We start from the raw sequence: 26,383 nt of genomic DNA on the forward strand, positions 1-26,383 counted from the left end.
GTCGTTTTTCAATATGGCTTCAACATCTCTAAGGGGGAGTTAGTGAATTATGGATCGTTTCTTTAAACTAAAAGAAAACGGAACAAACGTTAGAACGGAGATTGTTGCGGGTCTTACTACCTTTATGACAATGGCTTACATTCTTTTTGTGAACACGTTGTTCTTGGGTCAAGCCGGGGCGGGAATGTCGGATAATGCCGTATTTTTTGCAACAGCCGTCGGCGCCGGATTAATGACTATTATTATGGGATTGTTCGTGAATATTCCGATTGCGCTCGCACCAGGTATGGGATTGAATGCGTACTTCATGACTGTCGTTCTTAGTTCGAATGGGGCGATTACTTGGCAAGCTGCTCTCGGAGCGGTATTCCTTTCCGGTATAGTGTTCATTATTCTGACCGTGACGAAGATTCGGCAAATGCTGCTTGTTGCAGTTCCGCAGTCGATCAAAATGGCCATTACGGTAGGTATCGGTCTCTTTATTACCATTATTGGTTTCAAACTTGCTAATCTCGTGGCTGTAACAGTTAATGTTGCACCAGACGCAGATCTGAGTCAGCCGATTCCAGGTAGCAGTTTTAATCTGTCATTGGGTAACTTTATAACGCATCATGATGCATTGCTGGCCCTGATTGGTTTACTCCTTATTGCTATACTGATGGTTATGCGCGTCAAAGGCGCTCTGCTGATCGGGATCGTAGCAACAACGCTGATTGGTATTCCGATGGGAGTTACGAATCTGAGTGGTCTTTCAGGCGCAAGCTGGTTGCCTAACTTCAGTGATCTGGCGGTTGGACAACTGGATTTGAAAGGTGCCCTCAGTCTCGGATTGTTCGAGATTATCTTTATCTTTACCTTCGTTGAATTGTTCGACACGTTTGGTACGATGGTAGGTACGGCAACGCGTATGGGCATTATGAAGGATAAGAAAAAAGGCGAGAAAACCATCGGTAAAGCGATGCTCGTCGATGCAGTTGGTGTCAGCGCGGGTGCTGCACTAGGTACAAGTACAATTACGGCATACGTTGAAAGTGCTTCAGGTGTTGAGGCAGGTGGACGTACAGGACTGACTTCGGTAACGACAGGTTTGCTGTTCATTTTGGCCCTGTTTATCGCGCCGCTTGCGCTGGTTGTCCCATCCGCTGCCACTGCTCCGGCATTGATCATCGTGGGTGTGCTTATGATGAGTCAAGTGCGCAGCATCGAGTGGGATGATTTCCTGCAAGCTTTCCCTGCGTTCCTTACCATTGTATTGATGCCTTTCACAGGCGGTATCGCGAACGGAATCTCTGCAGGTATCGTATCTTATGTGATTCTGGCGGTGTTCAGTAACTTGGTTACAGAGCGTAAAGTGAAAATTCACTGGCTCATGTGGATCTTGGCGCTCATTGTAGTCTGCCGATACGTATTTATTGGCGGGGAGTAAACTTAATTTAGTTTCTATGAAGAATAATAAGATAAGTTTATTATCTTAGAAATGAAAGAAGCGGAAGCCACGGGGTTCAAACCCGAAGCTTTCGCTTTTTTTGTATTCTTTTCTTAGCAAAAATGAATTTCAAAAATGTTTTCCTTCTATATATAAGGAATGAATATAATGATCTATGATTTGTTGGTTGTTTATCCAATGAAATCATCGGTTATAAAGTTCTAAAACGTGATGGGTCTGTACTGTATACAACATGAGTTTCTCTTTAATTGGATTAGGTATCATGTGAAAAACTTTTGCGTATGTAAGTTTATTACTCCGATCATTAAAGTTAGTGCGCAGATGTATCATTTAGCCGGCTATAAGAAGATACTTGTTAAAAGGTCTATAGGGTACTCATTTTATAAGAATTTAATGTTTATTGAAAAAAGACTTGCGTTCCATAACTGTACATGGTATATTCTATTTCCGGCCGAAAAAACACGAGATACATGGTGCGGCAAGCAAATTAAATAAGCTTCGAAAGAAACTTGAAAAAAGAGCTTGCAAAGTTGGTTTGGAAGTGTTATGATATAAAAGTTGCTGATGTGAAAAACGCTCGGTAACGAAATGAGTTTGATCTTTGAAAACTGAACAACGAGTGAGTAAACATTCTGCTTGCAGAATGAACGCGAAAGTTGGAAACAAGCCTTGGCTTGAATCGACTGGAGCACAAATGAGATTTTTAATCTCGTCAGATTCAAAATGAGCTTATCGCTCTTTTCAATACTTTATTGGAGAGTTTGATCCTGGCTCAGGACGAACGCTGGCGGCATGCCTAATACATGCAAGTCGAGCGGAGTTGATAGGAAGCTTGCTTCCTGGATACTTAGCGGCGGACGGGTGAGTAACACGTAGGCAACCTGCCCTCAAGTTTGGGACAACTACCGGAAACGGTAGCTAATACCGAATAGTTGTTTTCTTCGCCTGAAGAGAACTGGAAAGACGGAGCAATCTGTCACTTGGGGATGGGCCTGCGGCGCATTAGCTAGTTGGTGGGGTAACGGCTCACCAAGGCGACGATGCGTAGCCGACCTGAGAGGGTGATCGGCCACACTGGGACTGAGACACGGCCCAGACTCCTACGGGAGGCAGCAGTAGGGAATCTTCCGCAATGGGCGAAAGCCTGACGGAGCAATGCCGCGTGAGTGATGAAGGTTTTCGGATCGTAAAGCTCTGTTGCCAGGGAAGAACGCTTGGGAGAGTAACTGCTCTCAAGGTGACGGTACCTGAGAAGAAAGCCCCGGCTAACTACGTGCCAGCAGCCGCGGTAATACGTAGGGGGCAAGCGTTGTCCGGAATTATTGGGCGTAAAGCGCGCGCAGGCGGTCATTTAAGTCTGGTGTTTAATCCCGGGGCTCAACCCCGGATCGCACTGGAAACTGGGTGACTTGAGTGCAGAAGAGGAGAGTGGAATTCCACGTGTAGCGGTGAAATGCGTAGATATGTGGAGGAACACCAGTGGCGAAGGCGACTCTCTGGGCTGTAACTGACGCTGAGGCGCGAAAGCGTGGGGAGCAAACAGGATTAGATACCCTGGTAGTCCACGCCGTAAACGATGAGTGCTAGGTGTTAGGGGTTTCGATACCCTTGGTGCCGAAGTTAACACATTAAGCACTCCGCCTGGGGAGTACGGTCGCAAGACTGAAACTCAAAGGAATTGACGGGGACCCGCACAAGCAGTGGAGTATGTGGTTTAATTCGAAGCAACGCGAAGAACCTTACCAGGTCTTGACATCCCTCTGACCGGTACAGAGATGTACCTTTCCTTCGGGACAGAGGAGACAGGTGGTGCATGGTTGTCGTCAGCTCGTGTCGTGAGATGTTGGGTTAAGTCCCGCAACGAGCGCAACCCTTATATTTAGTTGCCAGCACTTCGGGTGGGCACTCTAGATAGACTGCCGGTGACAAACCGGAGGAAGGTGGGGATGACGTCAAATCATCATGCCCCTTATGACCTGGGCTACACACGTACTACAATGGCCGGTACAACGGGCTGCGAAATCGCGAGATGGAGCCAATCCCAACAAAGCCGGTCTCAGTTCGGATTGCAGGCTGCAACTCGCCTGCATGAAGTCGGAATTGCTAGTAATCGCGGATCAGCATGCCGCGGTGAATACGTTCCCGGGTCTTGTACACACCGCCCGTCACACCACGAGAGTTTATAACACCCGAAGTCGGTGGGGTAACCGCAAGGAGCCAGCCGCCGAAGGTGGGATAGATGATTGGGGTGAAGTCGTAACAAGGTAGCCGTATCGGAAGGTGCGGCTGGATCACCTCCTTTCTATGGAGAATCGTTTCCCGCGTGGAAACATTCAAATAAGCAGGTTCTTAGAACCTGCGACAGCAATTCATTTCGGTCCGTCACTTCGGTGTGGATGAAATGAAGAGCACAACACTCACTCGTTGCTCAGTTTTGAGAGCTCAAACTCTCAAACAGCTTGCTTTTGCATGGAGCTTGTTCTTTGAAAACTAGATATCGAAACGAAACAAACGCGAATTAGAACATTCCTTTTTAGCTGAACTTGTGTTAAAACAAGTTTCAATAAAAACGGTAGATTGCTGGAGCGAGTGATCGAAATGGAGCGACTTTTGGATTTGGACACAGTCCAAACCAAGCGGAGCGACAGCTCGAACACGAGCGCAATGGTTAAGCTACTAAGAGCACACGGAGGATGCCTAGGCGCTAGGAGCCGATGAAGGACGTGGCGAACAACGAAACTGCCTCGGGGAGCTGTAAGCAAGCTTTGATCCGGGGGTGTCCGAATGGGGAAACCCAGCTGGGGTAATTTCCAGTTACTCACAACTGAATACATAGGTTGTGCAGAGGCATACCAGGGGAACTGAAACATCTAAGTACCCTGAGGAAGAGAAAACAATAGTGATTCCGTCAGTAGCGGCGAGCGAACGCGGAGAAGCCCAAACCAGAGAGCTTGCTCTCTGGGGTTGTGGGACGTCTCACATGGAGTTACAAAGGAACCGGTTAAGCGAAGAGGTCTGGAAAGGCCCGCCAAAGAAGGTAAAAGCCCTGTAATTGAAAGTTGGTTCCCTCCGAGACGGATCCCGAGTAGTGCGGGGCACGTGAAACCCCGTATGAATCCGGCAGGACCATCTGCCAAGGCTAAATACTTCCTAGCGACCGATAGTGAAGCAGTACCGTGAGGGAAAGGTGAAAAGCACCCCGGAAGGGGAGTGAAATAGAACCTGAAACCGTGTGCTTACAAAAAGTCAGAGCCCGTTTTAGGGGTGATGGCGTGCCTTTTGTAGAATGAACCGGCGAGTTACGTTCCCGTGCAAGGTTAAGGTGAAGAGCCGGAGCCGCAGCGAAAGCGAGTCTGAATAGGGCGAGTGAGTACGTGGACGTAGACCCGAAACCGGGTGATCTACCCCTGTCCAGGGTGAAGGTGCGGTAACACGCACTGGAGGCCCGAACCCACGCATGTTGAAAAATGCGGGGATGAGGTGGGGGTAGCGGAGAAATTCCAATCGAACTCGGAGATAGCTGGTTCTCCCCGAAATAGCTTTAGGGCTAGCCTCGGAAAACAGAGTCGTGGAGGTAGAGCACTGATTGGGTGCGGGGCCCGCAAGGGTTACCAAGCTCAGTCAAACTCCGAATGCCATAGACTTACTTCCGGGAGTCAGACAGTGAGTGCTAAGATCCATTGTCAAAAGGGAAACAGCCCAGACCATCAGCTAAGGTCCCCAAGTGTGTGTTAAGTGGGAAAGGATGTGGAGTTGCACAGACAACCAGGATGTTGGCTTAGAAGCAGCCACCATTGAAAGAGTGCGTAATAGCTCACTGGTCGAGTGACTCTGCGCCGAAAATGTAACGGGGCTAAACACACCACCGAAGCTATGGCTTGATGCTTTGCATCAGGGGTAGGGGAGCGTTGTATAAGGGTTGAAGGTGTACCGTAAGGAGCGCTGGACATTATACAAGTGAGAATGCCGGTATGAGTAACGAAAAGATCAGTGAGAATCTGATCCGCCGAAAGCCTAAGGGTTCCTGAGGAAGGCTCGTCCGCTCAGGGTAAGTCGGGACCTAAGGCGAGGCCGAAAGGCGTAGTCGAAGGACAACAGGTCGAAATTCCTGTACCACCGTAAGCCGTTATGAGCAATGGGGGGACGCAGTAGGGTAGTGACGCGGACTGATGGATGTCCGTCTAAGCAGTAAGGCTGATGTGTAGGCAAATCCGCACATCGTAAGGCTGAGCTGTGATGGGGAGTGAAAATTACAGTAGCGAAGGTCATGATCTCACACTGCCAAGAAAAGCCTCTAGCCAGGTGATGGTGCCCGTACCGCAAACCGACACAGGTAGGCGAGAAGAGTATTCTAAGGCGCGCGGAAGAACTCTCGTTAAGGAACTCGGCAAAATGACCCCGTAACTTCGGGAGAAGGGGTGCCCCGGTAGTGTGAATAGCACGAGGGGGCCGCAGTGAAAAGGCCCAAGCGACTGTTTAGCAAAAACACAGGTCTGTGCGAAGCCGTAAGGCGAAGTATACGGGCTGACGCCTGCCCGGTGCTGGAAGGTTAAGGGGAGTGGTTAGGGAGCAATCCCGAAGCTGTGAACCGAAGCCCCAGTAAACGGCGGCCGTAACTATAACGGTCCTAAGGTAGCGAAATTCCTTGTCAGGTAAATTCTGACCCGCACGAATGGCGTAACGACTTGGGCGCTGTCTCAACGAGAGATCCGGTGAAATTTTAATACCTGTGAAGATGCAGGTTACCCGCGACAAGACGGAAAGACCCCATGGAGCTTTACTGCAGCTTGATATTGAATTTGGGTACGATCTGTACAGGATAGGTGGGAGCCTTTGAAGCAGGAGCGCCAGCTTCTGTGGAGGCAACGTTGGGATACCACCCTGATCGTATCTAGGTTCTAACCTGGTACCGTAAACCGGTGCGGGGACAGTGTCAGGTGGGCAGTTTGACTGGGGCGGTCGCCTCCTAAAGAGTAACGGAGGCGCCCAAAGGTTCCCTCAGAATGGTTGGAAATCATTCGAAGAGTGCAAAGGCATAAGGGAGCTTGACTGCGAGACCTACAAGTCGAGCAGGGACGAAAGTCGGGCTTAGTGATCCGGTGGTACCGCATGGAAGGGCCATCGCTCAACGGATAAAAGCTACCCTGGGGATAACAGGCTTATCTCCCCCAAGAGTCCACATCGACGGGGAGGTTTGGCACCTCGATGTCGGCTCATCGCATCCTGGGGCTGAAGTAGGTCCCAAGGGTTGGGCTGTTCGCCCATTAAAGCGGTACGCGAGCTGGGTTCAGAACGTCGTGAGACAGTTCGGTCCCTATCTGTCGTGGGCGTAGGAAATTTGAGAGGAGCTGTCCTTAGTACGAGAGGACCGGGATGGACGTACCGCTGGTGTACCAGTTGTTCCGCCAGGAGCACCGCTGGGTAGCTATGTACGGAAGGGATAAACGCTGAAAGCATCTAAGCGTGAAGCCCCCCTCAAGATGAGATTTCCCAGTATGTAAGACCCCTTGAAGACGACGAGGTAGATAGGCTGGGGGTGGAAGTGCAGCAATGCATGGAGCTGACCAGTACTAATCGGTCGAGGGCTTATCCAATATGCAAGTTGTAATTCGTAGGTTTCGTTTCGAATCTAGTTTTCAGAGAACAACACTCTGAAGATGCGCTGAACCATTCATCCACACAGCCGTGCCCGGACCGAATGGAACGCGAACGCATTTGTTATACAAATGCCCGTTTGGTGGCGATGGCGGAGGGGTTCCACACGTACCCATCCCGAACACGACCGTTAAGCCCTCTAGCGCCGATGGTACTTGGACCGCAGGGTCCTGGGAGAGTAGGACGCCGCCAAGCAAAGAACCACTGCCGATGTTATTCGGTGGTGGTTTTTATTTTTGTCTAATTGGATCTATGAAATTAGGAACAGCTCAGATTTGACGGGCTGTTTTTTTATTACCCATTCACCTTAGATATCCAGATGTGCACTTAACCAGCAACCTGGATACATACTTGATAGATGAACAAACAAACTAATCTTGCCGAAAGGAAGAAGCCAGCACATAACATGCTGTTTTCTGCCCCATCGTAGGCAACTTACAACAATCTTACAAGAGTGTAAGGCGATTGTAATCTAGATCAATAGGTATCAATCTTGCTGCTCCTGTATATTAATCCTATCCATTGCTGGGATTAATTTTTATAGGGGGAGTTGGCGTGAGACTTTTTGAAATACTGCTGTTCTTTTCAAGTGTTTTTTTGTTGGCAATCCCATTTATTTTCAATCAACGTATCAGGAGATCTGCTTTGCTCCTGACAAGCGGAGCAGGCTCCATTTTTTTAGTGATACATCTTCTTGTCGAAGGATACAGGGTTCAGCTTTTATTTTTATACGGATTTACGATCCTGATGCTTATGCTTTCAATTATAGATGTTTTCATAACGCAGAAAGCCGTACGGACTACCTCGCGAATCCGTAGAGTGCTGGGTCCCCTTTTAATTGTGATTGGGTTAATCGCAACAGCGTGCCTTAACTATGTGTTTCCCGTATTCGACCTTCCGGCGCCAACCGGCAAGTTGAAGGTAGGTACGCAAGTCTTCCATTTCGTTGATCTTAACCGAGAGGAGACATTTGGAAAAACCGCGACGGGCAAGAGAGAATTGATGGTTCAGGTATGGTATCCGACTGAAGCCGGCACTGGGGAGTACGCTTCCTTTATCCCTGATACCCGGATTTTATCTTATATGGGGGAGAACTTTGGTCTTCCCGGGTTTACTTTTCAACACCTGAAGTATGTATCCAGTCATTCATATTCGGGGGGCAAAGTCTCTTCGGAACAGGCCTCATACCCGTTGATCCTTGCAAATCCCGGAAACGGATCTTCCAAGTTCCTCCACACGTCGCAAGCCGAAAATCTCGCGAGTCACGGATATATCGTGGCTGTGATCGACCACACCTACAATACATTTGCGACCAAGTTTCCGGACGGTCGAATCACGACCAGCACAACCGACAACTTATTCTCGCCCGATCATGATTACCGGACGGGAAGGGGAGTTCGAGACAAGTTGGGAAAAGTTTTAACCGAAGATGTGGCATTTGCGCTGGACCAATTCGAGCTCATTCAATCGGGGCAGATTCCAAGTCATCTAAAAGGGAGGATCGATCTCGGTCATGTCGGGGTGTTCGGTCATTCCATAGGCGGAGCGACGGCCTATGATGCTTCTTACGATCCGAGAATCACGGTTGGAATAGACTTAGATGGAGGGCTTTATCGACTGCGTGAAAGAGAGGGGCTGCGAAAGCCGTTTTTGTTCATCAACTCGGAAAGCTATTCCGAAAAATTAAAAAGGGTGTTGGATAACCGGGTCTACACGGATGCAGAGCTCAACCGTATGGGCTCGACAAGAGAGTGGGAGGATCAAGTAACGGAAGATAAAAAGTTAGAGCTTGAACGGATGCTCGAAACGGTCGACGAAGGGGGACAAGTCCTCTATATCGATAATACGGAGCATTTGAATTTTGCCGATGTACAGTTCATTTCTCCGATTTTCAACATGCTGGGAATTACGGGGAAAATTGCGCCCGAAAGAGCGAACTCCGTTATCAATGCCTATATGCTGGATTTCTTCGATATGTATCTGAAAAATCAAGGCGGAAACTTAATGAAAGGACCGGATAGCCGCTTTCCGGAGGTGAAGTTCGTAAACTAGCTATTATAATTACAGAACAGGCTGCCGATTCTGCGATAGCCTGTTCTCTATGTGATATCGTATCCGTTTCCTCAAGCGTGGCTGCCCATTATGCCAGGACACAACTACAGTCCAGCAGTCGGGCACAAGTTAGTGTTGAACGCTCTTGAACGCTGCTTCCATCCTTCCACAAACAGATGTATCTTGTATTTTACTTTGAAGGCAAGATTGACTCTGAGGTGTGGAGATGGCTCGGTTCAATTGCCGCGGAATTCGATGATGCTGTTGACCGCGTCCCAGAACGGCTCATCATGATTTACATTCAACTTGAAACTTGTTATGCGGAGCAAGGAGATTACATCTATTATATTTCGCAAAGAATTGAGCTGTCTTCTCACAAATTAGTACCAAGTACTAGAAGTTAGTGCTATAATGATAAAAAACAAAAGAGGTGACTACCGGTATGAATCATCAATCAAAGGCAACCATCACGGCAATGGGGACGTATGTACCGGATCGAATATTAACGAATGCTGATCTGGAGAAATTGGTCGAGACAAGTGACGAATGGATTGTGCAACGTACAGGCATGAGAGAACGGCGAATTGCAGCTGAAGATCAATTTGTATCTGACTTGGCTACCAAGGCTGTAGAAGACATGATCCGCCGTTACCAAGTAAGTGTAGAAGATGTGGACATGATCCTTGTGGCTACAAGCACACCTGAATATGCCTTCCCAAGCACGGCATCCCGGGTACAGGCCAACCTAAAAATCCCACACACCGGCGTACTGGATTTAAATGCTGCATGTGCAGGTTTTACTTACGGGCTACAGCTAGCCGACAGTCTGGTGACCAGTGGAATGTACCGTAAAGTACTGGTTATTGGAGCAGAGACGTTGTCCAAAATTACGGATTACACAGACCGTACGACTTGTGTATTGTTTGGTGACGGAGCTGGAGCTTTTTTGGTGGAGAGCTCAGCGGCTGAAGAAGGTGACTTTATGGCAGCCGTATCAGGTACACATGGAGAAGGCGGTGTACATCTCTATAAGAGTGGTCTGTCTTCAGAGATGAATGGTGTGCCTTTACAGGGTGAGGGATGCCTTGTTCAGAATGGGCGAGAGATTTATAAGTGGGCTGTACGGACGATCCCAGAGCAATTGGATAAGCTGATAACAAAAGCTGAATTAAGCCCTGACCAGATTGACTGGTTTGTCCCGCATAGTGCCAATATGAGAATGATTGAGGCTGTTTGCGAACGTGGTCCGGTTCCTTTGGAACGTACTTTAACCAGTGTCGAGTATCGTGGTAACACATCTGCTGCTTCCATTCCGCTTGCTTTACAGCTTGCAGTGGATGAAGGGAAATTGAAAGAAGGACAGAGCGTAGCTCTCTTTGGCTTTGGCGGTGGTCTGACGTACGCAGGTCTGGTGCTGAAATGGGGTGTGCCGGACAAGGTTCAGGAATGAGTAACATACGACTGTATGCAACACAAAAATAAATAGAGAACATAAAAGAGACCACCCAAACTTCATGTAGTCATGAAGAAGGTGGTCTCTTTTATGGGGTAACTCGTTTTAAAAAAGTGATATGATTGCATCTATTTTTTGTGTTAACCGGAATTGCTTAATCCCGTAAATATTTTATGGCGTAAGCGTAGGTGCTTGGCGGTGATGAGTTCCTTGTTCGTAGCTGTAAGCCAGCTTGATCAAGGTTCCTTCATCAAAGGCACGACCCAGGAATTCCATACCTACAGGTAAACCATCGGTTGTGAAACCAGCAGGGACCGTGATCGCCGGGAAGCCGGAGAAAGGACTTAGTCGGTTATTACCACCTGATGATTGCCCTTCACCAATAACACCAGCAGCCTGTGTAGACGTAGGATAGATGATGGCATCCAGGTTGTTGTCCGCCATAACTTTCAGCAGGGACTCACGTGTAACTTGGGTACGCTTCAGAACAATGTCCTTATATTCGGTAGTCTCGAGTGTTTGGCGTGCATCCCGCGTCTTCATGGATTGCTCTTGGGACTTGTCGAACTCTTCGGAAGCGATGATCTCGGACAGAGTGTGATATGGAGCATCTGCACCCAATGAGTCCAGATAGTCATTCAGTTGGAACTTGAATTCATATCCACTAAGGCTTGGGTATTTGTTGATCTCAGTCAAGTTGGGGATGGAAATGGGAACTGCGGTAGCGCCCAGTGACTTCAGTTCTTCCACAGCTGTGTTGATCACGTCAGCTACGGCTTTTTCTTCGGCTTTGGTGCTTGGGATGAGTTCTGTGGCCACACCAATGCGTGCACCTTTCAATCCGTTCACATCCAAGAAGTCTGTATAGCTGGTAGGGATTTTTCCAACTGCGTAAGCTGTAGTCACATCCTTTTTGTCATAGCCGGCTGTAGCATCCAGCATGATTGCGGCATCACTTACGGTACGAGCCATAGGTCCACCGACATCCTGTGTCAAAGCCAAGGGGATAATGCCTTCACGGCTGGACAGTCCGATGGTTGGACGGATACCCACGAGGCTGTTGAAGCTGGACGGGATTCGGATCGAACCGCCAGTATCTGTACCCATGCCGGCTGCAGCAAAGTTAGATGCAATGGCAGCCCCTGTTCCACCGCTTGAGCCACCTGGATAGTGGTCCAGAGCGTAAGGGTTCAGCGTTTGTCCACCCAGTGAGCTGGATGTCGTGATGCCAAATGCGAATTCATGCAGGTTTGTTTTGCCCAAAATAATGGCACCAGCTGCTTTGAGCTTCTTCACTTGTTCAGCATCGTGAGCAGGAATGGAATCTTTCAGACAGATACAGCCTGCGGTTGTCGGCATATCGTTGGTATCAAAGTTATCTTTGACCAGAATCGGAACGCCATGCAGAGGTCCACGAGCACCTTGAGCTGCACGTTCTTCATCCAATTGCTCCGCAATTTTCAGCGCATCTGGGTTCAGTGTTAATACCGCGTTGATGCTTACACCTTGATCATCGTATTTTTCAATGCGGTCCAGATATTTCTGAACCAGCTCTTTCGATGTTAGTTTTCCTTGCGTCATTGCGGCCTGGAGATCCATGATGGTTGCTTCCTCCAGGACAAACGGTTTTATGTAGTTATAAATGCGGTCTTTCAATATATAGAGGTCCTTCTCGGTAAGTACAGCGTTTGGAAGAAAGAGGGATTCTGTATAACCTTTCATTAAACCTGCGGTATTCAATGCACCTACAGCACCCGCGTAGGAAGCTTGATCTGGAACATCTTTGAATGATTCGGAAGCAGACTCAAGTTCGAGCCATTGTTGCAAGGCGACCGCAGCATCTTTACGTTGTACGCTTGAGCCAGAGAGCTTGTCCATGGTAAAAGGAACACCTGCAAGTGTTGCGGCTTCTTCCATGGCCTTAGCAAATGCTGCGGCAGTAGCAGGCGCTTTACCTGCGGTTACAGCTGCAACCGTAGTTTTGCTCGTAGGCGTTGCCGTTGCGGCTGATGCCGATGGTACCGTTCCTCCCCATGTTGTGGCAACAACAGCTCCTGCCAATAACAAAGCCCCACTTTTTTTCAATACAGATCCATGATAAGTCATGCATCCACGCTCCCTTCGTGTGTCCCATTGATGTGTGTTAGCAGCGATTCTGTTTCTATGCTTTTGACACATTGTATAGTTATGTTAGGTAATCTTACAATGCTTAGATTTATCCAAAAAAACGTATACATCAATACTCATCCGGATAAAATCTTATTCATGCTTCTATTTACGTGAGCTCAGGAAAACTATTAAACACTCTTATGTAATTAAACATAACGTGTATTTGACATGTTGACTAAACATGAGGTTTCAGGATGCGAGTAGATTAGGAAGTAGAGATGACAGAGCATACCTTTACCGCGAAATGATATAATGAAAAGATAGGAATAAAAGAGACATAACGTTCCACCAGAGAGGAAGAGATATGAAGTGAAGACATTGGTACTCGCAGAAAAACCATCTGTAGCACGCGAAATAGCCAGAGTCATGGGTGCGCGTGATAAACATAAAAGTTATATGGAGGGCCCGAAATATATCGTTACCTGGGCACTTGGGCATCTGGTTGGATTAGCTGAGCCGGAGGATTACGATAAGAAGTATGCAACATGGAATCTGGAGGACTTGCCAATTCTGCCAGACCGTACGAAACTGAAGGTACTTAAAGAGACCAACCATCAATATAAAGCGGTGCAGCAGCTGATGAAGCGTCAGGATGTAGGTGAGCTAGTCATTGCGACGGATGCGGCCCGTGAGGGAGAATTGTTGGCCCGTTGGATCATGCAGATGGCGGGGTGGAAAAAAACTTTTAAACGCCTGTGGATTTCTTCCCAGACGGATAAGGCGATCAAAGACGGATTTGCATCGCTGAAGCCAGGCAGTCAGTTCGACCGTCTCTATGAATCAGCACGTTGCCGGGCGGAAGCCGACTGGATGATTGGACTTAATGTGACCCGTGCACTTACCGTTCGTTTCAAAGCGCAGTTATCTGCTGGGCGGGTTCAGACGCCAACCTTGGGCATGATTATGGACAGGGAAAATGAAATTAACGGTTTCCGTTCGCAGGAGTATGAGACGTTAACGGCAGATTTGGGAGGTTTTCAGGCAGTGTGGCGGGCAGCTGGGGGAGATTCACGAATCTTCGACCCTCAAGAAACCCAGGAATTAAAGAAACGGGTAGACGGGCGCAAGGGCACGATTGCTCAAGTGAAGAAAAGCGAGAAGGTAGAACCACATCCACTGGCATATGACCTGACGGAACTGCAACGGGATGCCAACAGGAAATACGGTTTCTCGGCGAAGCAAACATCAAACGTCCTGCAACGTCTGTATGAACAGCACAAGCTTGTGACATATCCGCGTACGGACAGCCGATACCTGACTTCGGATATGACAGCAACGTTGAAGGAACGGCTGGACAGTGTTGCCATTGGGCCTTATGCGTCTCTTGCACGTCCTTTGCTGCGCAAAAATCTGAATATCACCAAACGTATTGTGGATGACAGCAAAGTGACCGATCACCATGCGATTATCCCAACGGAGCAGACGGTGCTTCTGAATCAATTGAACCCGGAGGAACGCAAATTGTACGATCTGATCGTACGTCGTTTTATCAGCCTGTTCTATCCGGCAGCGAAGTATGATTCGGTTGCGATTACGGTTCAGGTAGGGAATGATTCATTCCATGTCAAAGGTACAACGGTGAAAGAAAGTGGATGGCGTGAAGTATACGGCGGCGATTACAGTGATGATGACGATGACCATGCTGACGATGCAGCAGGCCATGAGCGTGCGCTTTTGCCAGATGTGCAGCAAGGACAGTCTGTGACAGTTCAGCGTTGTCATATTAAAAGTGGCCAGACGATACCGCCCAAACGGTATACCGAAGCTGCTTTGCTATCCCAAATGGAGAAGTATGGGCTGGGTACTCCGGCGACACGAGCAGATATTATTGAGAAGCTGGTTAGTTCCGATACCATTGATCGTCAAGGTAATAGCTTGCATCCAACCGGCAAAGGAAAACAGTTGATTGAGCTGGCTGCCCCACAGCTGCGTACACCGGATCTAACTGCCCGCTGGGAAGCTGAATTGGAACGCATCGCTCGTGGGCAAGGGAAACCGGGACCATTCCTGGATAGCATCCGTTCTATGGCGAAAGAGCTTGTGTCTACGGTGAAAGGAAGCAAAGCGGAGTATAAGCCACATAATGTGTCGAATAGCCATTGCCCGGACTGTAATGCACGATTACTGGAGAAGAAGGGCAAGCGTGGCAAATTCCTTGTATGTCATACCGAGGACTGCGGTTATCGTCGTTCGGCAGAGAAAAGGTTATCCAACCGACGTTGTGCGCAGTGCCACAAAAAGATGGAAATCAAAGAAGGCAAGGCGGGGCTATACGTGCAATGTCTGCCATGCGGTATTACAGAAACATTGGATAAGGACAAACAGCATGTGAACAAACGGGATCAGCAAAAGCTGGTGAAACAATATGCAAAGCAGGAGTCCATTGGGTCTAACCTTGGAGATCTGCTAAAGGCGGCTATGGAGAAAAAGGGAAAGTAGAGCAAGCTCTGAGTTAGCGCAGATCGCATCACGCATGTAACGCGGTATAAGATCCTCTGTTTTCAGGCAACGTAAGCCAAGGAGGTGATACCCATATGCCGCATAACAAGCCAGAGAAAATCCATAATCAGCAAAACAAAGACAGTATTAGGGAAGAGAGTATCGCTGTGCGTCCGGACAAAGCAGCCAAAAGAGCACCAAGCCTGAACGGTATTCCAAAACAGGAGTCCTAGAGTCATAGTGTGGTTAGCGTTCTTACAAAAACTTGCGGTTCCCTACCCGGTGCGTTGAACATGTCTCTGATGAGGATTATAATGGAGACAGGGAGATGTCCCGGGATAGGGGGACCGCTAGAATTTTATGCAAACTGGACTTATCTTGTGGTTTTTATTTATTAATGTAGTTGGTTATCTGGTGATGTCGGATGATAAGAAGCGTGCACAACAACGTCGTGATCGTACACCCGAACGGACGTTATTCTTGCTTGCGTTTATAGGCGGTGCTCTGGGAGTCTGGATCGCGATGTATCGGAAAAGGCATAAAACCAAACATCCCAGCTTCACCATTGGCATTCCGTTGTTGTTGTTCCTGAATGCCGTAATCTATGGTTACTTTATTCAATGAATTCATGGAGATGAATTTTAGTTGAAGTAAATGGTAGTCGTCAGCCCGCATAATATGTAAATATATTCTTATGAATGGTTCATTGTGGCATAGGAACGTTTAAGGAATTATATGGTTCTGTTCGTTTATTGCATGTCAGACCGAAGCTTGCTTCGCGTGTTCTACATATAAAGGAAGGGACGGGATTTACATGTTATTTTCCAAAATATTAGTGGCTTATGATGGTTCCAAAGCTTCAAATAAAGCACTTGATCGTGCAATTGAGCTAGCTAAAGTATCTCCCGATGCTGTATTAGATGTCATTCATGCTTTTGATTTCCCACGTATATTTATTGGTGAGGGGTTGGCTCCACTGCCACCTTCACTTAATAATGACTACTACAATCTGGCAGTACAGACGACAGATGAAGCGAAAGAACGAATTCAGGCTGCTGGTGTAACGGCCAATGTGGATCTGATTCAAGGGGCAGCTGCGGAAGTATTGCTTGATTTTGCCAAAGAGAATGATTCCGATATCATTATCATTGGTAGCCGCGGACTGGGCGGTATTCGAGAATTTGTTCTGGGTAGTGTCAGTCACAATGTAGTACAGCATGCTCAGGTTCCCGTACTTATCGTAAAATAAAGGATAAAGTGTGTTCACACTAAAAGCAGGAAGCCGGTTGTCTTCGAGAGATTGAAGAGGAGCCGGCTTTCTTTTATGGGGTGAAATGGATAGCTAAGCCAAAGTCTTGCGGTAATTCCCGAACATTATATTTGTCAATATGTTAAATGTTCGTCTTTAAGTTGACATTAGCTGTAGGGGATTGTTAGAATGTTAGATGTGTCGATCAGGTAAGAATAAGGTCGAGTAGGAACGAAATGTGTAACAAGATATTACAAAACGAATGAAGATGGTTTGAATAGATATTTGCTCGTATAACGCCGGGAATAGGGCCCGGAAGTATCTACCCGGGAACCGTAAATTTCCGGACTACGAGGAGATACGGCTGAGAGTCGCATGCAACCAGATGCGGACAGCAAGCCCCCTTTTGGCATGTCCAAATGAGGGATACGTATTTCTTGGAGTCCGGTGTCCGAAGAAAATGTGATGTTTTCGCGGGTAGCGGATTTTTTCATTTCACACGTAAAATGAATTCCTGAATACCAGATGTAATCAAAAAAGCTCAGACGGGAGTTGGATGTATTCATGTCACTGCAAGTCGCTGTAATTATGGGCAGCAAGTCGGATTGGGAAACGATGAAATATGCGTGCGAGGTGCTGGACGAGCTGGAGATTGGGTATGAGAAAAAGGTGGTCTCCGCCCATCGTACACCGGATTTGATGTTTGAATACGCAGAGCAAGCGATTGATCGGGGATTCAAGGTGATCATTGCAGGTGCAGGCGGGGCGGCACATCTACCCGGAATGGTTGCAGCCAAAACGATGCTTCCGGTCATTGGCGTTCCTGTTCAGTCCAAAGCATTGAACGGTCTCGATTCCTTGTTGTCCATTGTTCAGATGCCTGGCGGAATTCCCGTTGCAACTGTGGCAATTGGCAAGGCAGGAGCAACCAATGCAGGGCTGCTCGCAGCTCAGATGATTGGTGCTTTTGACCCGGATGTCCAACGTCGCTCTGAAGCTCGCAGAGAGCGTATCAAACAAGAAGTACTCGAAAGCAGTGAAGAACTATGAGTAGAGTCGGGAACCAATCCGGTGTAGCAGGAGAATTACAGCAAGTTCTGCTGCCCGGGAAGACAACCATCGGCATTCTTGGAGGCGGACAGCTCGGACGTATGATGACGCTCGCAGGAACGGCAATGGGTTATCGATTTGTTACTCTTGATCCCGCCTCGGATGCACCTTGTGGTCAGATTGCTCGTCAGATCGAAGCAGGATATGACGATGTAAAAGCTGCGCTTGAGCTAGCTCGGCAATGCGATGTCATTACGTATGAATTTGAGAATGTGGATGCAGAAGTCGCTGCGCTGCTCGAACGTGAGTCCTACGTTCCGCAAGGAAGCGCGTTATTGTACACCACACAACATCGGTTGCGTGAAAAACGGGCGATTGAAGCCGCCGGGGTAAGAGTTGCGCCTTATCGTGAGATCACAAGTGCGGATACAATGCTTGCAGCTGTAAGTGAACTTGGCGTTCCATGTGTACTGAAGACGGTGACTGGAGGTTACGATGGCAAAGGCCAACGGGTAATCCGGGAAGCGAGTCAGGCTGTTGCGGCATACGAAGAACTTGCAGCTACTGGTGCGGAACTGGTGCTGGAGCAATTCATTAAGTTTGAATGCGAGATATCGGTCGTTGTAGCGCGTAGTACAAGTGGGGAGATCAAGACGTTCCCGCCAGCGGAGAACATTCATGTAAATAACATTTTGCATGCTTCAATTGTACCGGCTAGAGTTGCCGCAGACATCCAGATTGAAGCGCAAAAGCTGGCAGCAGCAGTGGCAGAATCGATGAAGGCTGTTGGGCTACTGGCTGTGGAACTGTTTGTAGCGGCGGATGGAAGACTGTACGTCAACGAACTGGCACCAAGACCGCATAATTCTGGTCACTATACGATGGAAGCCTGTGCGACTTCTCAGTTCGAACAACATATCCGTGCCATCTGCGGATTACCACTCGGGGACACTTCGTTATTGAGTCCGGTCGTTATGGTCAATGTGCTTGGAGAACATCTGGAAGGCATTATCGCCAGAACAGGGCAACCTGATGCGGAAGCGATAGAGCTCGGAGTGATTCCCAAGCTTCACATATATGGTAAAGCCGAAGCGAAAACAGGACGGAAGATGGGGCATGTGAATCTGCTCTGTCAGGATGTTGAAGAAGGATTACAATGGATTGAACAAACTAATCTCTGGAGGAATACAAATTCATGATTGAACGTTATAGCAGACCCGAAATGAGAGCCATCTGGACAGAAGAGAACAAATTCCAATCGTGGCTGGAAGTTGAAATTTGTGCATGTGAGGCGTGGGCCGAACTGGGTGTAATTCCTAAGGAAGAAGCGGCATTGCTTCGTCAGAACGCATCTTTTGACATCGACCGCATCTATGAGATTGAACAGGAGACACGTCATGACGTTATCGCATTTACACGTACGGTATCTGAAAGTCTGGGTGCAGAGCGGAAATGGGTGCACTACGGACTGACTTCCACAGATGTCGTGGATACGGCTCTGGGTTATGTACTGCGTCAAGCGAATGAGATTCTGGAAAAGGATATCGTGAATTTCATTGAAATTCTTCGTGAAAAAGCACTGGCTTATCAGCACACACCAATGATGGGACGTACACATGGGGTACATGCAGAGCCAACAACATTCGGACTAAAAATGGCGTTGTGGCATGAAGAGATGAAACGGAACCTGGAGCGTTTCCGTCATGCCGCAGACAATGTACAATACGGCAAAATCTCAGGTGCAGTAGGAACGTATGCGAATATCGATCCGTTTGTCGAAGAGTTTGTCTGCGAGAAGCTGGGTACGAAGCCTGCGCCGATCTCGACTCAAACATTGCAACGTGACCGTCACGCGGAGTATATGGCTACACTGGCGTTGATCGCAACGTCCCTGGACAAGTTCGCTACAGAGGTACGTGCACTGCAGAAGAGTGAGTTCCGTGAAGTGGAAGAAGCATTTGCTAAAGGTCAAAAAGGATCTTCTGCGATGCCGCATAAGCGTAACCCAATCGGTAGTGAAAACATCTCCGGCCTGTCCCGCGTCATTCGTGGACACATGGTATCCGCATACGAGAACGTAACACTCTGGCATGAGCGCGACATCTCACATTCTTCCGTAGAACGTATCATTCTGCCGGATGCAACGATGCTGCTGAACTACATGCTGAACCGTTTTGGCAACATCGTGAAGAACCTGACGGTATTCCCTGAAAACATGAAACGCAATATGGAGCGTACCTACGGGGTACCATTCTCCGGTCGCATCATGACGAAGCTGATCGACAAAGGTTTCAGCCGCGAGCAAGCGTACGATACCGTTCAACCACGTGCGATGCAAGCATGGGAAGAACAACGCCAGTTTCAGGATATCGTGAAATCCACACCGGAAATCACGGAAGTGCTGAACGAAGAAGAAATCGCAGATGCGTTCAACCCGTCATGGCACCTGAAGCACGTGGACACGATCTTCAAAAAGCTCGGCTTGAACGACTAATACTTCAATAAGGCTATAGCGCAGAATGATGGACTAGCAGGGAACGCACATTAGTAAAAAATTAATTACTAACTAAGATATAGGTTGATTATGTGTTCACGCTGGAACGGAGAAGGCAGAAAAAACCTGGAGAAGCGAAGCGTTCGCCTTTATTCCCGGATTTTAACCATTTAAAAGTGAGATCAAAAAATCCGGGAATAACAGCGATCGAAAGGTTGTTCTGCATTCGGAGTGGCCCGCGTGATTAGGGGAATTGAACTTATATTTTACATCTCCTGAAAGAAGGTGAGCTCATGGCACTGTCCACTGCGGCAGATCTCGTTAAAGCACCTCTGTTATATAAAGGAAAAGTACGTGAATTGTACGATCTGGGTGAACATTTTCTGATCGTGGTTACCGACCGAATCTCGGCATTCGATTACGTGTTGGACCCGGCAGTTCCCGAGAAAGGAAACGTACTGAATAAGCTCAGCAGCTTCTGGTTCGAACTGACGGGTGACATGATGGAGAACCACGTCGTTCATACCGATGTGAATCAACTGGGTGATCTCATCACAGACCCTGAATTGCTCAAAGACCGCATCATGGTAACCCGCAAAGCGGAACGCATTGATATTGAATGTGTCGTGCGTGGATACATCACTGGTGGTGGATGGAGACAATATGAGACAAGCGGTGAAGTCAACGGGATCAAGCTGCCTGATGGACTTCGTAAAAACGCCAAGCTCGAAGTTCCCATTTTCACCCCGGCAGCCAAAAACGATGTTGGTCACGACGAGGACATCCCAATGGATCGCATGAAAGAACTGGTGGGAGACGGACTTGCAATGGAGCTTCAGGAAAAAAGCCTGCGCCTGTACGAATTCGCCCGCGATTACTGTGATCAGCGTGGCATCATTCTCGCAGACTGCAAATTCGAGTTCGGCATCGTGGATGGCAAGGTCATCCTGATTGACGAAATCTTCACCCCAGATGCATCACGCTTCTGGGCCAAAGAGAACTATGAACTCGACATCGAGATCGACAGCATGGATAAAGAGCCAGTGCGAACCTATCTCGCTGGAACCGATTGGGACAAGAACAGTAAACCTGATCCACTCCCACAAGAGGTGGTTGAAGCAACAACTGCAAGATACGTCGATATTTATAACCGTTTAACGAGATAATAGGTTGTAACGTTTGAGGAAGCTAACGTTTGAGCGGGCTGCGGGAAAGTTTGGCTTTCGATCGCTGTTGCCCCCGGAATGTTTTGATTGGAATCCTTTTTTCAAAAGGAAACATTCCGGTTGCAAAGGCGACGCTTACGCTTCTCCAGCTCAAATCTTTCCCTCCGCCAGTGTCAAACTGGGGGATGAGGCAATTAAGAGCGGTGGCTTCCCACAGGTAGGGGAAGCCTGAAAAAATTACGAGAATTAAATTCACTGATTACTAAAGTAACTTAAAGACCATTCACTGTTTTCACGTAATGGTCAGTCTCGACCATTACACACCGTGCAACGTAAAAGGTTTAGGCCTTTAAAAAACGTCGCATGGACTAGCGGAGGGGCGGAATTGTTCTTAAAGGAGCGATAGCGTTCGCCTTTGTCCCTGGGTTTTGACCGCAGAGCGGGCCAAAACAATCAAAAAACCTGGGGACAACAAGCGACCGGAAGAACAATCCGCCCCGGAGCAAGCTCCCCAAGTCACTTTTTTTAACAGTGTAAAGCATTTATCCCGTTCATTACTGAGGAGGAACATAAGGATCATGATCAAAGCAACCGTATATGTCACTATTAAGCAAAGCGTACTCGACCCGCAAGGCGTAGCTGTTCAAGGAGCCCTGCATTCCATGGGATTCAACGAAGTGGAAAGTGTACGGATCGGTAAAGTCATGGAACTGAACCTGGATACAACAGATCGTGCGGAAGCGGAGAAACGTTTGAAAGTCATGTGTGAAAAGCTGCTGGCCAACACCGTTGTTGAAGATTACCGCTACGAATTGGAGGGTTAATCTCATGAAATTTGCAGTTCTTGTGTTCCCTGGCTCCAACTGCGACATCGACTGTTACAAGGCAGTAGAAGATGCCATTGGACAAGAGGTTGATTATGTATGGCACACGGCTACAGATCTATCGGCTTATGATTGTATTTTAGTTCCGGGTGGTTTCTCTTATGGTGACTACCTGCGCTGTGGAGCGATTTCCCGCTTTGCACCGGTAATGAACGAGGTAGCGAAAGCTGCCGAACAAGGTAAATATATTTTGGGTATTTGCAACGGATTCCAGATCCTGACGGAAGCGGGATTGCTTCCAGGTGCATTGATCCGCAACACATCCCTGAAATTCCGTTGTCACGATACGGTATTGAAAGTGGCGAACGCAGATACTCCTTTTACACGTGACTATGCACCTGGCGAAGAGATTATCATCCCGATTGCGCACGGTGAAGGCAACTATTATTGCGACGAGGAGACGCTCGCGAGTCTGCAAGCAAATAACCAGATCGTATTTACGTATGGTACCAACCCGAACGGTTCCCTGGGAGATATTGCGGGAGTCTGTAACGAGGCTGGAAACGTGGTCGGCATGATGCCGCATCCAGAGCGTGCAGTGGATTCACTGTTTGGTTCGGAAGACGGCAAACGTATGTTTACATCTATTTTGAAAGCATGGAGGGATCGGCATGACGCAGCAGCTATCCGCTAAGGAACCGACAGCAGAACAGGTCGCAGAACATAAACTTTACGCACAAATGGGCGTATCTGACAGCGAGTATGAGCTGATCTGTGAGTTCATGGGGCGCAAGCCAAACTACACGGAAATTGGTGTGTTCAGTGTAATGTGGTCCGAGCATTGTGCTTATAAAAATTCCAAGCCATTGCTGCGCCGTTTCCCAACGACTGGACCACGTGTCCTGATGGGACCTGGTGAAGGTGCCGGTATCGTGGATATCGGTGATAACCAGGCCGTTGTATTCAAAATTGAAAGCCATAACCATCCTTCCGCGGTTGAGCCTTATCAAGGTGCGGCAACAGGTGTGGGCGGCATTATCCGTGATATTTTCTCCATGGGCGCAAGACCGGTAGCGTTGTTGAACTCCCTTCGTTTCGGCAAGCTGGAGAGCGATCGCGTTAAATATTTGTTCGAACATGTTGTAGCGGGTATTGCTGGATACGGTAACTGTATCGGTATTCCTACGGTTGCGGGCGAAGTCATGTTTGATGAAAGCTACGAAGGCAATCCGCTGGTTAATGCCATGTGTGTGGGTCTGATTGATCATGACAAGATTCAGCGCGGTGTAGCTAAAGGTGTAGGTAACCCGGTTTACTATGTGGGCCCACCAACAGGCCGGGATGGTATTCATGGAGCAACCTTTGCATCGGTTGAACTGACGGAAGAATCCGAGTCCCAACGGACAGCGGTTCAGGTCGGTGACCCGTTTATGGAGAAACTCGTCATGGAATCCTGTCTGGAATTGATCGACACGGGCATCGTGCTCGGTATTCAGGATATGGGTGCTGCGGGTCTGACATGTTCAAGTGCAGAGATGGCAAGTAAAGCGGGTAACGGTCTGGAATTGTATCTGGATCAGGTGCCACAGCGTGAAGAAGGCATGACGCCTTACGAGATGATGTTGTCTGAGTCTCAAGAACGGATGTTGTTCGTCGTTGAGCCGAAGGATGAGGCGCAGGCGATGGAAATTTTTGAGCGTTGGGGCGTAATCTGTGCCAAAGTTGGTAAAGTTACGGATGACGGTCGTCTGAAATTGATCCACCACGGCGAAGTGGTCGGAGATATGCCGGTAACGGCATTGGTTGATGAATGTCCAGTGTATGACAAACCTTCTTCTGTACCTGCGTACTATGAGCAAAGTGCTTCCATCGACACGCTTCGTTACGACGAAGTGTCGGATCTCGGCCGAGCGTTGAAACAAGTGCTGGCTTCACCAACCGTAGCAAGTAAAAAATGGGTGTATGACCAATACGACTACATGGTGCGTACAAGCACTGCCGTTCGTCCAGGTTCGGATGCAGCCGTAGTTACGATTCGTGGCACACGCAAAGGTCTCGCTATGACAACGGACTGTAATGGACGTTATGTGTACCTTGATCCTGAAGTTGGTGGACGGATTGCTGTAAGTGAAGCAGCGCGTAATATTGTATGTTCCGGTGCAGAGCCGCTGGCGATCACGGACAACCTGAACTTCGGTAACCCGGAGAAGCCGGATATTTTCTGGCAAATGGAGAAAGCGGTAGACGGTATGGCAGAAGCTTGCCGTGTGCTGGATACGCCGGTCATTGGTGGTAACGTAAGTCTGTATAACGAAAACGCCAAAGGCTCCATCTACCCAACGCCGGTTGTCGGTATGGTAGGTCTTGTTCATGATACGGATCATATCACGACACAAGCATTCAAATCCGAAGGTGATGTCATCATCCTCCTCGGTGAAACGAAAGCTGAACTGGGTGGCAGCGAGCTGCAATACGCGGTTCATGGTCAGACGGAAGGTCGTCCGCCAGAACTGAACTTGCAAACGGAAAAAGCGTTGCTCAGCACGGTGCTGGAAGCTATTCAATCCGGTCTCGTTCGCTCTGCGCATGACTTGTCTGAAGGCGGCTTGGCTGTTGCACTCGCAGAGTCTTGTATCAGCGGTAATGTAGGAGCACAGGTGAATGTGGAGACGACGTTGCGTGCAGATCACGCCCTGTTCAGTGAGAGCCAATCCCGTATCTTGTTGTCGGCTGCGCCAGAGCAAGCGGGTAAACTTGAAGCATTTGTACGTGAGCGTGGTGTACCTGTAGCTGTGATTGGACGTGTAGAAGGAAGTAACCTGACGATTGAATTGAACGGAACATCAGCCGTGAGCGAACCTGTAGGAGGTTTGGCTCAGGTCTGGGAGGATGCGATTCCATGTCTCATGAACTGACGACAGGACCGTTGTGGACAGGCGATTATTATAATGAAGGGTCCGGCAAGGAAGGACTCGACAAATTGAAGGAAGAATGCGGCGTGTTCGGGGTGTATAGACACCCGGATGCGGCTTCGCTCTCCTATTATGGACTGCATGCGCTGCAACATCGGGGCGAAGAAAGTGCAGGCATGTGTGTGAGTGATGGCAGCCAGTTTAACTATCATCGCGGCATGGGTCTCGTGAAGGAAGTGTTCACCAAAGACCTGATGCAGACGTTGACCGGGGATATTTCTATTGGACATGTCCGGTATTCAACAAGTGGTGACAGTAAACTGACGAACGCACAGCCATTGGTATTCAAATACCGTGATGGTGATCTGGCGGTAGCGACCAACGGAAACATTGTGAATGCACCAACGATCCGGCGTGAGCTGGAGCAGAGCGGGTCCATTTTCCAAACAACAAGTGATACCGAGGTTATTGCGCATCTAATTGCACGGTCCTCCAAAGGGCTTGTGGAAGCGGCAAAAGAGGCGTTCCAACGCATTGTGGGCGGGTATGCATTTCTGATTATGACCAATGATAAGCTGCTCGTGGCTTCCGATCCTCACGGTCTTCGTCCGTTAACGATGGGCAAATTGGGAGATGCGTATCTCTTCGCATCCGAGACGTGTGCACTGGAAACGATCGGCGCAGAGCTGATCCGTGATATTGAACCGGGTGAACTGCTTGTGCTGGATGCAGATGGTCTGCACGAGGATCGCTTCGATCATCACAAACACCGCAAGGCGCTGTGTGCGATGGAGTATATCTACTTTGCCCGTCCAGACAGTGATATGAATGGTACGAACCAGCATGCTGCCCGTAAACGGATGGGAAGCCGGATGGCGATTGAGTCGTTTGTGGATGCCGATCTGGTCACAGGTGTACCGGACTCCAGTATTTCCGCGGCCATTGGTTATGCGGAGCAAACGGGTATCCCATACGAGATGGGTATGATCAAGAACAAATACACCGGACGTACGTTTATCCAGCCGAGCCAGGAATTGCGGGAGCAGGGCGTGAAGATGAAGCTCAGCGCTGTGCGCCGCGTTGTGGAGGGCAAACGTGTGGTCATGATTGACGACTCCATTGTACGGGGAACTACTTCCCGGCGGATCGTGAACATGCTGCGTGACGCAGGAGCAACGGAAGTTCATGTACGCATTACATCACCACCTTTCAAAAACCCGTGCTTTTATGGCATCGATACGCCTGACAGCCGCGAATTGATCGCCTCACAGCTGTCGGTGGAAGAAATTTGCCGTGAAATTAATGCGGATTCCCTGTCGTTCCTCAGTCCGGATGGACTGATTGCATCGATTCAGGGAGATAATCAGGATGACTATAAGGGCGGGCTATGCCTCGCATGTTTTGATCATGATTACCCAACCCGCCTCGACTTCAATGGCGAAGAAAAATTCGGCTGCAGCTGTTAATCCATGC

General features: G+C 48.6%; 16 protein-coding genes, 3 rRNA genes and 1 riboswitch. Of the genes, 18 read left to right on the forward strand and 1 reads right to left on the reverse strand.

Annotation, left to right across the window (positions count from 1 at the left end):
* The first annotated feature begins 49 nt into the window (after positions 1–49).
* The 6 genes from AC1S8V_RS03815 to AC1S8V_RS03840 all read left to right on the forward strand — a co-directional run bounded on the left by AC1S8V_RS03815 (position 50) and on the right by AC1S8V_RS03840 (position 10,604).
* On the forward strand, positions 50–1,426 hold the full coding sequence (locus AC1S8V_RS03815) for an NCS2 family permease (protein ID WP_482072497.1): 1,377 nt from the start codon (positions 50–52) through the stop codon (positions 1,424–1,426).
* A 770-nt stretch (positions 1,427–2,196) separates the two neighbouring features.
* Positions 2,197–3,749 (forward strand): 16S ribosomal RNA (locus AC1S8V_RS03820).
* Between the two features lie 364 nt (positions 3,750–4,113).
* Positions 4,114–7,041 (forward strand): 23S ribosomal RNA (locus AC1S8V_RS03825).
* Between the two features lie 139 nt (positions 7,042–7,180).
* Positions 7,181–7,297, forward strand: a 5S ribosomal RNA gene (rrf, locus tag AC1S8V_RS03830).
* The 16S, 23S and 5S rRNA genes sit together here, the layout of an rRNA operon.
* A 360-nt stretch (positions 7,298–7,657) precedes the next feature.
* Positions 7,658–9,154: an alpha/beta hydrolase family protein gene (locus AC1S8V_RS03835; RefSeq protein ID WP_482072498.1), complete on the forward strand. Its 1,497-nt coding sequence runs from the start codon at positions 7,658–7,660 to the stop codon at positions 9,152–9,154.
* Positions 9,155–9,596: 442 nt separating this feature from the next.
* Positions 9,597–10,604: a beta-ketoacyl-ACP synthase 3 gene (locus AC1S8V_RS03840; protein WP_482072499.1), complete on the forward strand. Its 1,008-nt coding sequence runs from the start codon at positions 9,597–9,599 to the stop codon at positions 10,602–10,604.
* Between the two features lie 174 nt (positions 10,605–10,778).
* On the opposite strand, the gene AC1S8V_RS03845 is transcribed toward AC1S8V_RS03840, so the two are convergent.
* Complete coding sequence (locus tag AC1S8V_RS03845) at positions 10,779–12,713, reverse strand: amidase family protein (protein ID WP_482072500.1); 1,935 nt, start codon at positions 12,711–12,713, stop codon at positions 10,779–10,781.
* A gap of 372 nt (positions 12,714–13,085) precedes the next feature.
* On the opposite strand from AC1S8V_RS03845, the gene AC1S8V_RS03850 reads away from it, so the two are divergent.
* The 12 genes from AC1S8V_RS03850 (at position 13,086) to purF (ending at position 26,376) form a co-directional block, all read left to right on the forward strand.
* Complete coding sequence (locus tag AC1S8V_RS03850) at positions 13,086–15,215, forward strand: DNA topoisomerase III (RefSeq protein ID WP_482072501.1); 2,130 nt, start codon at positions 13,086–13,088, stop codon at positions 15,213–15,215.
* Positions 15,216–15,310: 95 nt separating this feature from the next.
* On the forward strand, positions 15,311–15,448 hold the full coding sequence (locus tag AC1S8V_RS03855) for a hypothetical protein (protein ID WP_017690703.1): 138 nt from the start codon (positions 15,311–15,313) through the stop codon (positions 15,446–15,448).
* A gap of 127 nt (positions 15,449–15,575) precedes the next feature.
* Positions 15,576–15,839, forward strand: coding sequence for a DUF1294 domain-containing protein (locus tag AC1S8V_RS03860; protein ID WP_221818707.1), 264 nt, complete (start codon positions 15,576–15,578; stop codon positions 15,837–15,839).
* Positions 15,840–16,029: 190 nt separating this feature from the next.
* Positions 16,030–16,464: a universal stress protein gene (locus tag AC1S8V_RS03865; protein WP_105405782.1), complete on the forward strand. Its 435-nt coding sequence runs from the start codon at positions 16,030–16,032 to the stop codon at positions 16,462–16,464.
* Positions 16,465–16,733: 269 nt separating this feature from the next.
* Positions 16,734–16,835, forward strand: a riboswitch (purine riboswitch).
* Positions 16,836–17,028: 193 nt separating this feature from the next.
* Entirely contained in the window at positions 17,029–17,514 is a 486-nt protein-coding gene (purE, locus tag AC1S8V_RS03870; protein WP_145326161.1) for a 5-(carboxyamino)imidazole ribonucleotide mutase, read from the forward strand.
* The gene (purK, locus tag AC1S8V_RS03875; protein WP_482072502.1) at positions 17,511–18,713 is read left to right on the forward strand and encodes a 5-(carboxyamino)imidazole ribonucleotide synthase; all 1,203 of its coding nucleotides are present in this window, start codon (positions 17,511–17,513) and stop codon (positions 18,711–18,713) included. Before purE ends, purK begins: the two co-directional genes overlap by 4 nt.
* Positions 18,710–20,008: an adenylosuccinate lyase gene (gene purB, locus AC1S8V_RS03880; protein WP_047840491.1), complete on the forward strand. Its 1,299-nt coding sequence runs from the start codon at positions 18,710–18,712 to the stop codon at positions 20,006–20,008. Before purK ends, purB begins: the two co-directional genes overlap by 4 nt.
* Positions 20,009–20,301: 293 nt before the next feature.
* The gene (locus tag AC1S8V_RS03885) at positions 20,302–21,174 is read left to right on the forward strand and encodes a phosphoribosylaminoimidazolesuccinocarboxamide synthase (protein ID WP_482072503.1); all 873 of its coding nucleotides are present in this window, start codon (positions 20,302–20,304) and stop codon (positions 21,172–21,174) included.
* Positions 21,175–21,752: 578 nt separating this feature from the next.
* Entirely contained in the window at positions 21,753–21,998 is a 246-nt protein-coding gene (gene purS / locus AC1S8V_RS03890; RefSeq protein ID WP_017690695.1) for a phosphoribosylformylglycinamidine synthase subunit PurS, read from the forward strand.
* A gap of 4 nt (positions 21,999–22,002) precedes the next feature.
* A complete protein-coding gene (gene purQ, locus AC1S8V_RS03895) occupies positions 22,003–22,692 on the forward strand; it encodes a phosphoribosylformylglycinamidine synthase subunit PurQ (protein ID WP_036606071.1) in 690 nt (229 codons plus the stop codon).
* A complete protein-coding gene (gene purL / locus AC1S8V_RS03900) occupies positions 22,670–24,913 on the forward strand; it encodes a phosphoribosylformylglycinamidine synthase subunit PurL (RefSeq protein ID WP_482072504.1) in 2,244 nt (747 codons plus the stop codon). The genes purQ and purL overlap by 23 nt, the downstream gene beginning before the upstream one ends.
* Positions 24,898–26,376 carry an amidophosphoribosyltransferase gene (gene purF / locus AC1S8V_RS03905; RefSeq protein ID WP_482072505.1) on the forward strand — a complete coding sequence of 493 codons (1,479 nt, stop codon included), beginning with the start codon at positions 24,898–24,900 and terminating at the stop codon, positions 26,374–26,376. Before purL ends, purF begins: the two co-directional genes overlap by 16 nt.
* Positions 26,377–26,383: the final 7 nt, after the last annotated feature.

Source organism: Paenibacillus sp. B46(2026) (genome assembly GCF_056786355.1).

What these genes read in the sequence shown, in the direction of transcription:
- AC1S8V_RS03865 (WP_105405782.1), top strand. Translation starts at nt 16,030, where the DNA reads ATGTTATTTTCCAAAATATTAGTGGCTTATGATGGTTCCAAAGCTTCA.
- purF (WP_482072505.1), top strand. Translation starts at nt 24,898, where the DNA reads ATGTCTCATGAACTGACGACAGGACCGTTGTGGACAGGCGATTATTAT.
- AC1S8V_RS03845 (WP_482072500.1), bottom strand. Translation starts at nt 12,713, where the DNA reads ATGACTTATCATGGATCTGTATTGAAAAAAAGTGGGGCTTTGTTATTG.
- purB (WP_047840491.1), top strand. Translation starts at nt 18,710, where the DNA reads ATGATTGAACGTTATAGCAGACCCGAAATGAGAGCCATCTGGACAGAA.
- AC1S8V_RS03840 (WP_482072499.1), top strand. Translation starts at nt 9,597, where the DNA reads ATGAATCATCAATCAAAGGCAACCATCACGGCAATGGGGACGTATGTA.
- purL (WP_482072504.1), top strand. Translation starts at nt 22,670, where the DNA reads ATGACGCAGCAGCTATCCGCTAAGGAACCGACAGCAGAACAGGTCGCA.
- AC1S8V_RS03855 (WP_017690703.1), top strand. Translation starts at nt 15,311, where the DNA reads ATGCCGCATAACAAGCCAGAGAAAATCCATAATCAGCAAAACAAAGAC.
- purK (WP_482072502.1), top strand. Translation starts at nt 17,511, where the DNA reads ATGAGTAGAGTCGGGAACCAATCCGGTGTAGCAGGAGAATTACAGCAA.
- purQ (WP_036606071.1), top strand. Translation starts at nt 22,003, where the DNA reads ATGAAATTTGCAGTTCTTGTGTTCCCTGGCTCCAACTGCGACATCGAC.
- purE (WP_145326161.1), top strand. Translation starts at nt 17,029, where the DNA reads ATGTCACTGCAAGTCGCTGTAATTATGGGCAGCAAGTCGGATTGGGAA.
- AC1S8V_RS03885 (WP_482072503.1), top strand. Translation starts at nt 20,302, where the DNA reads ATGGCACTGTCCACTGCGGCAGATCTCGTTAAAGCACCTCTGTTATAT.
- AC1S8V_RS03860 (WP_221818707.1), top strand. Translation starts at nt 15,576, where the DNA reads ATGCAAACTGGACTTATCTTGTGGTTTTTATTTATTAATGTAGTTGGT.
- AC1S8V_RS03815 (WP_482072497.1), top strand. Translation starts at nt 50, where the DNA reads ATGGATCGTTTCTTTAAACTAAAAGAAAACGGAACAAACGTTAGAACG.
- purS (WP_017690695.1), top strand. Translation starts at nt 21,753, where the DNA reads ATGATCAAAGCAACCGTATATGTCACTATTAAGCAAAGCGTACTCGAC.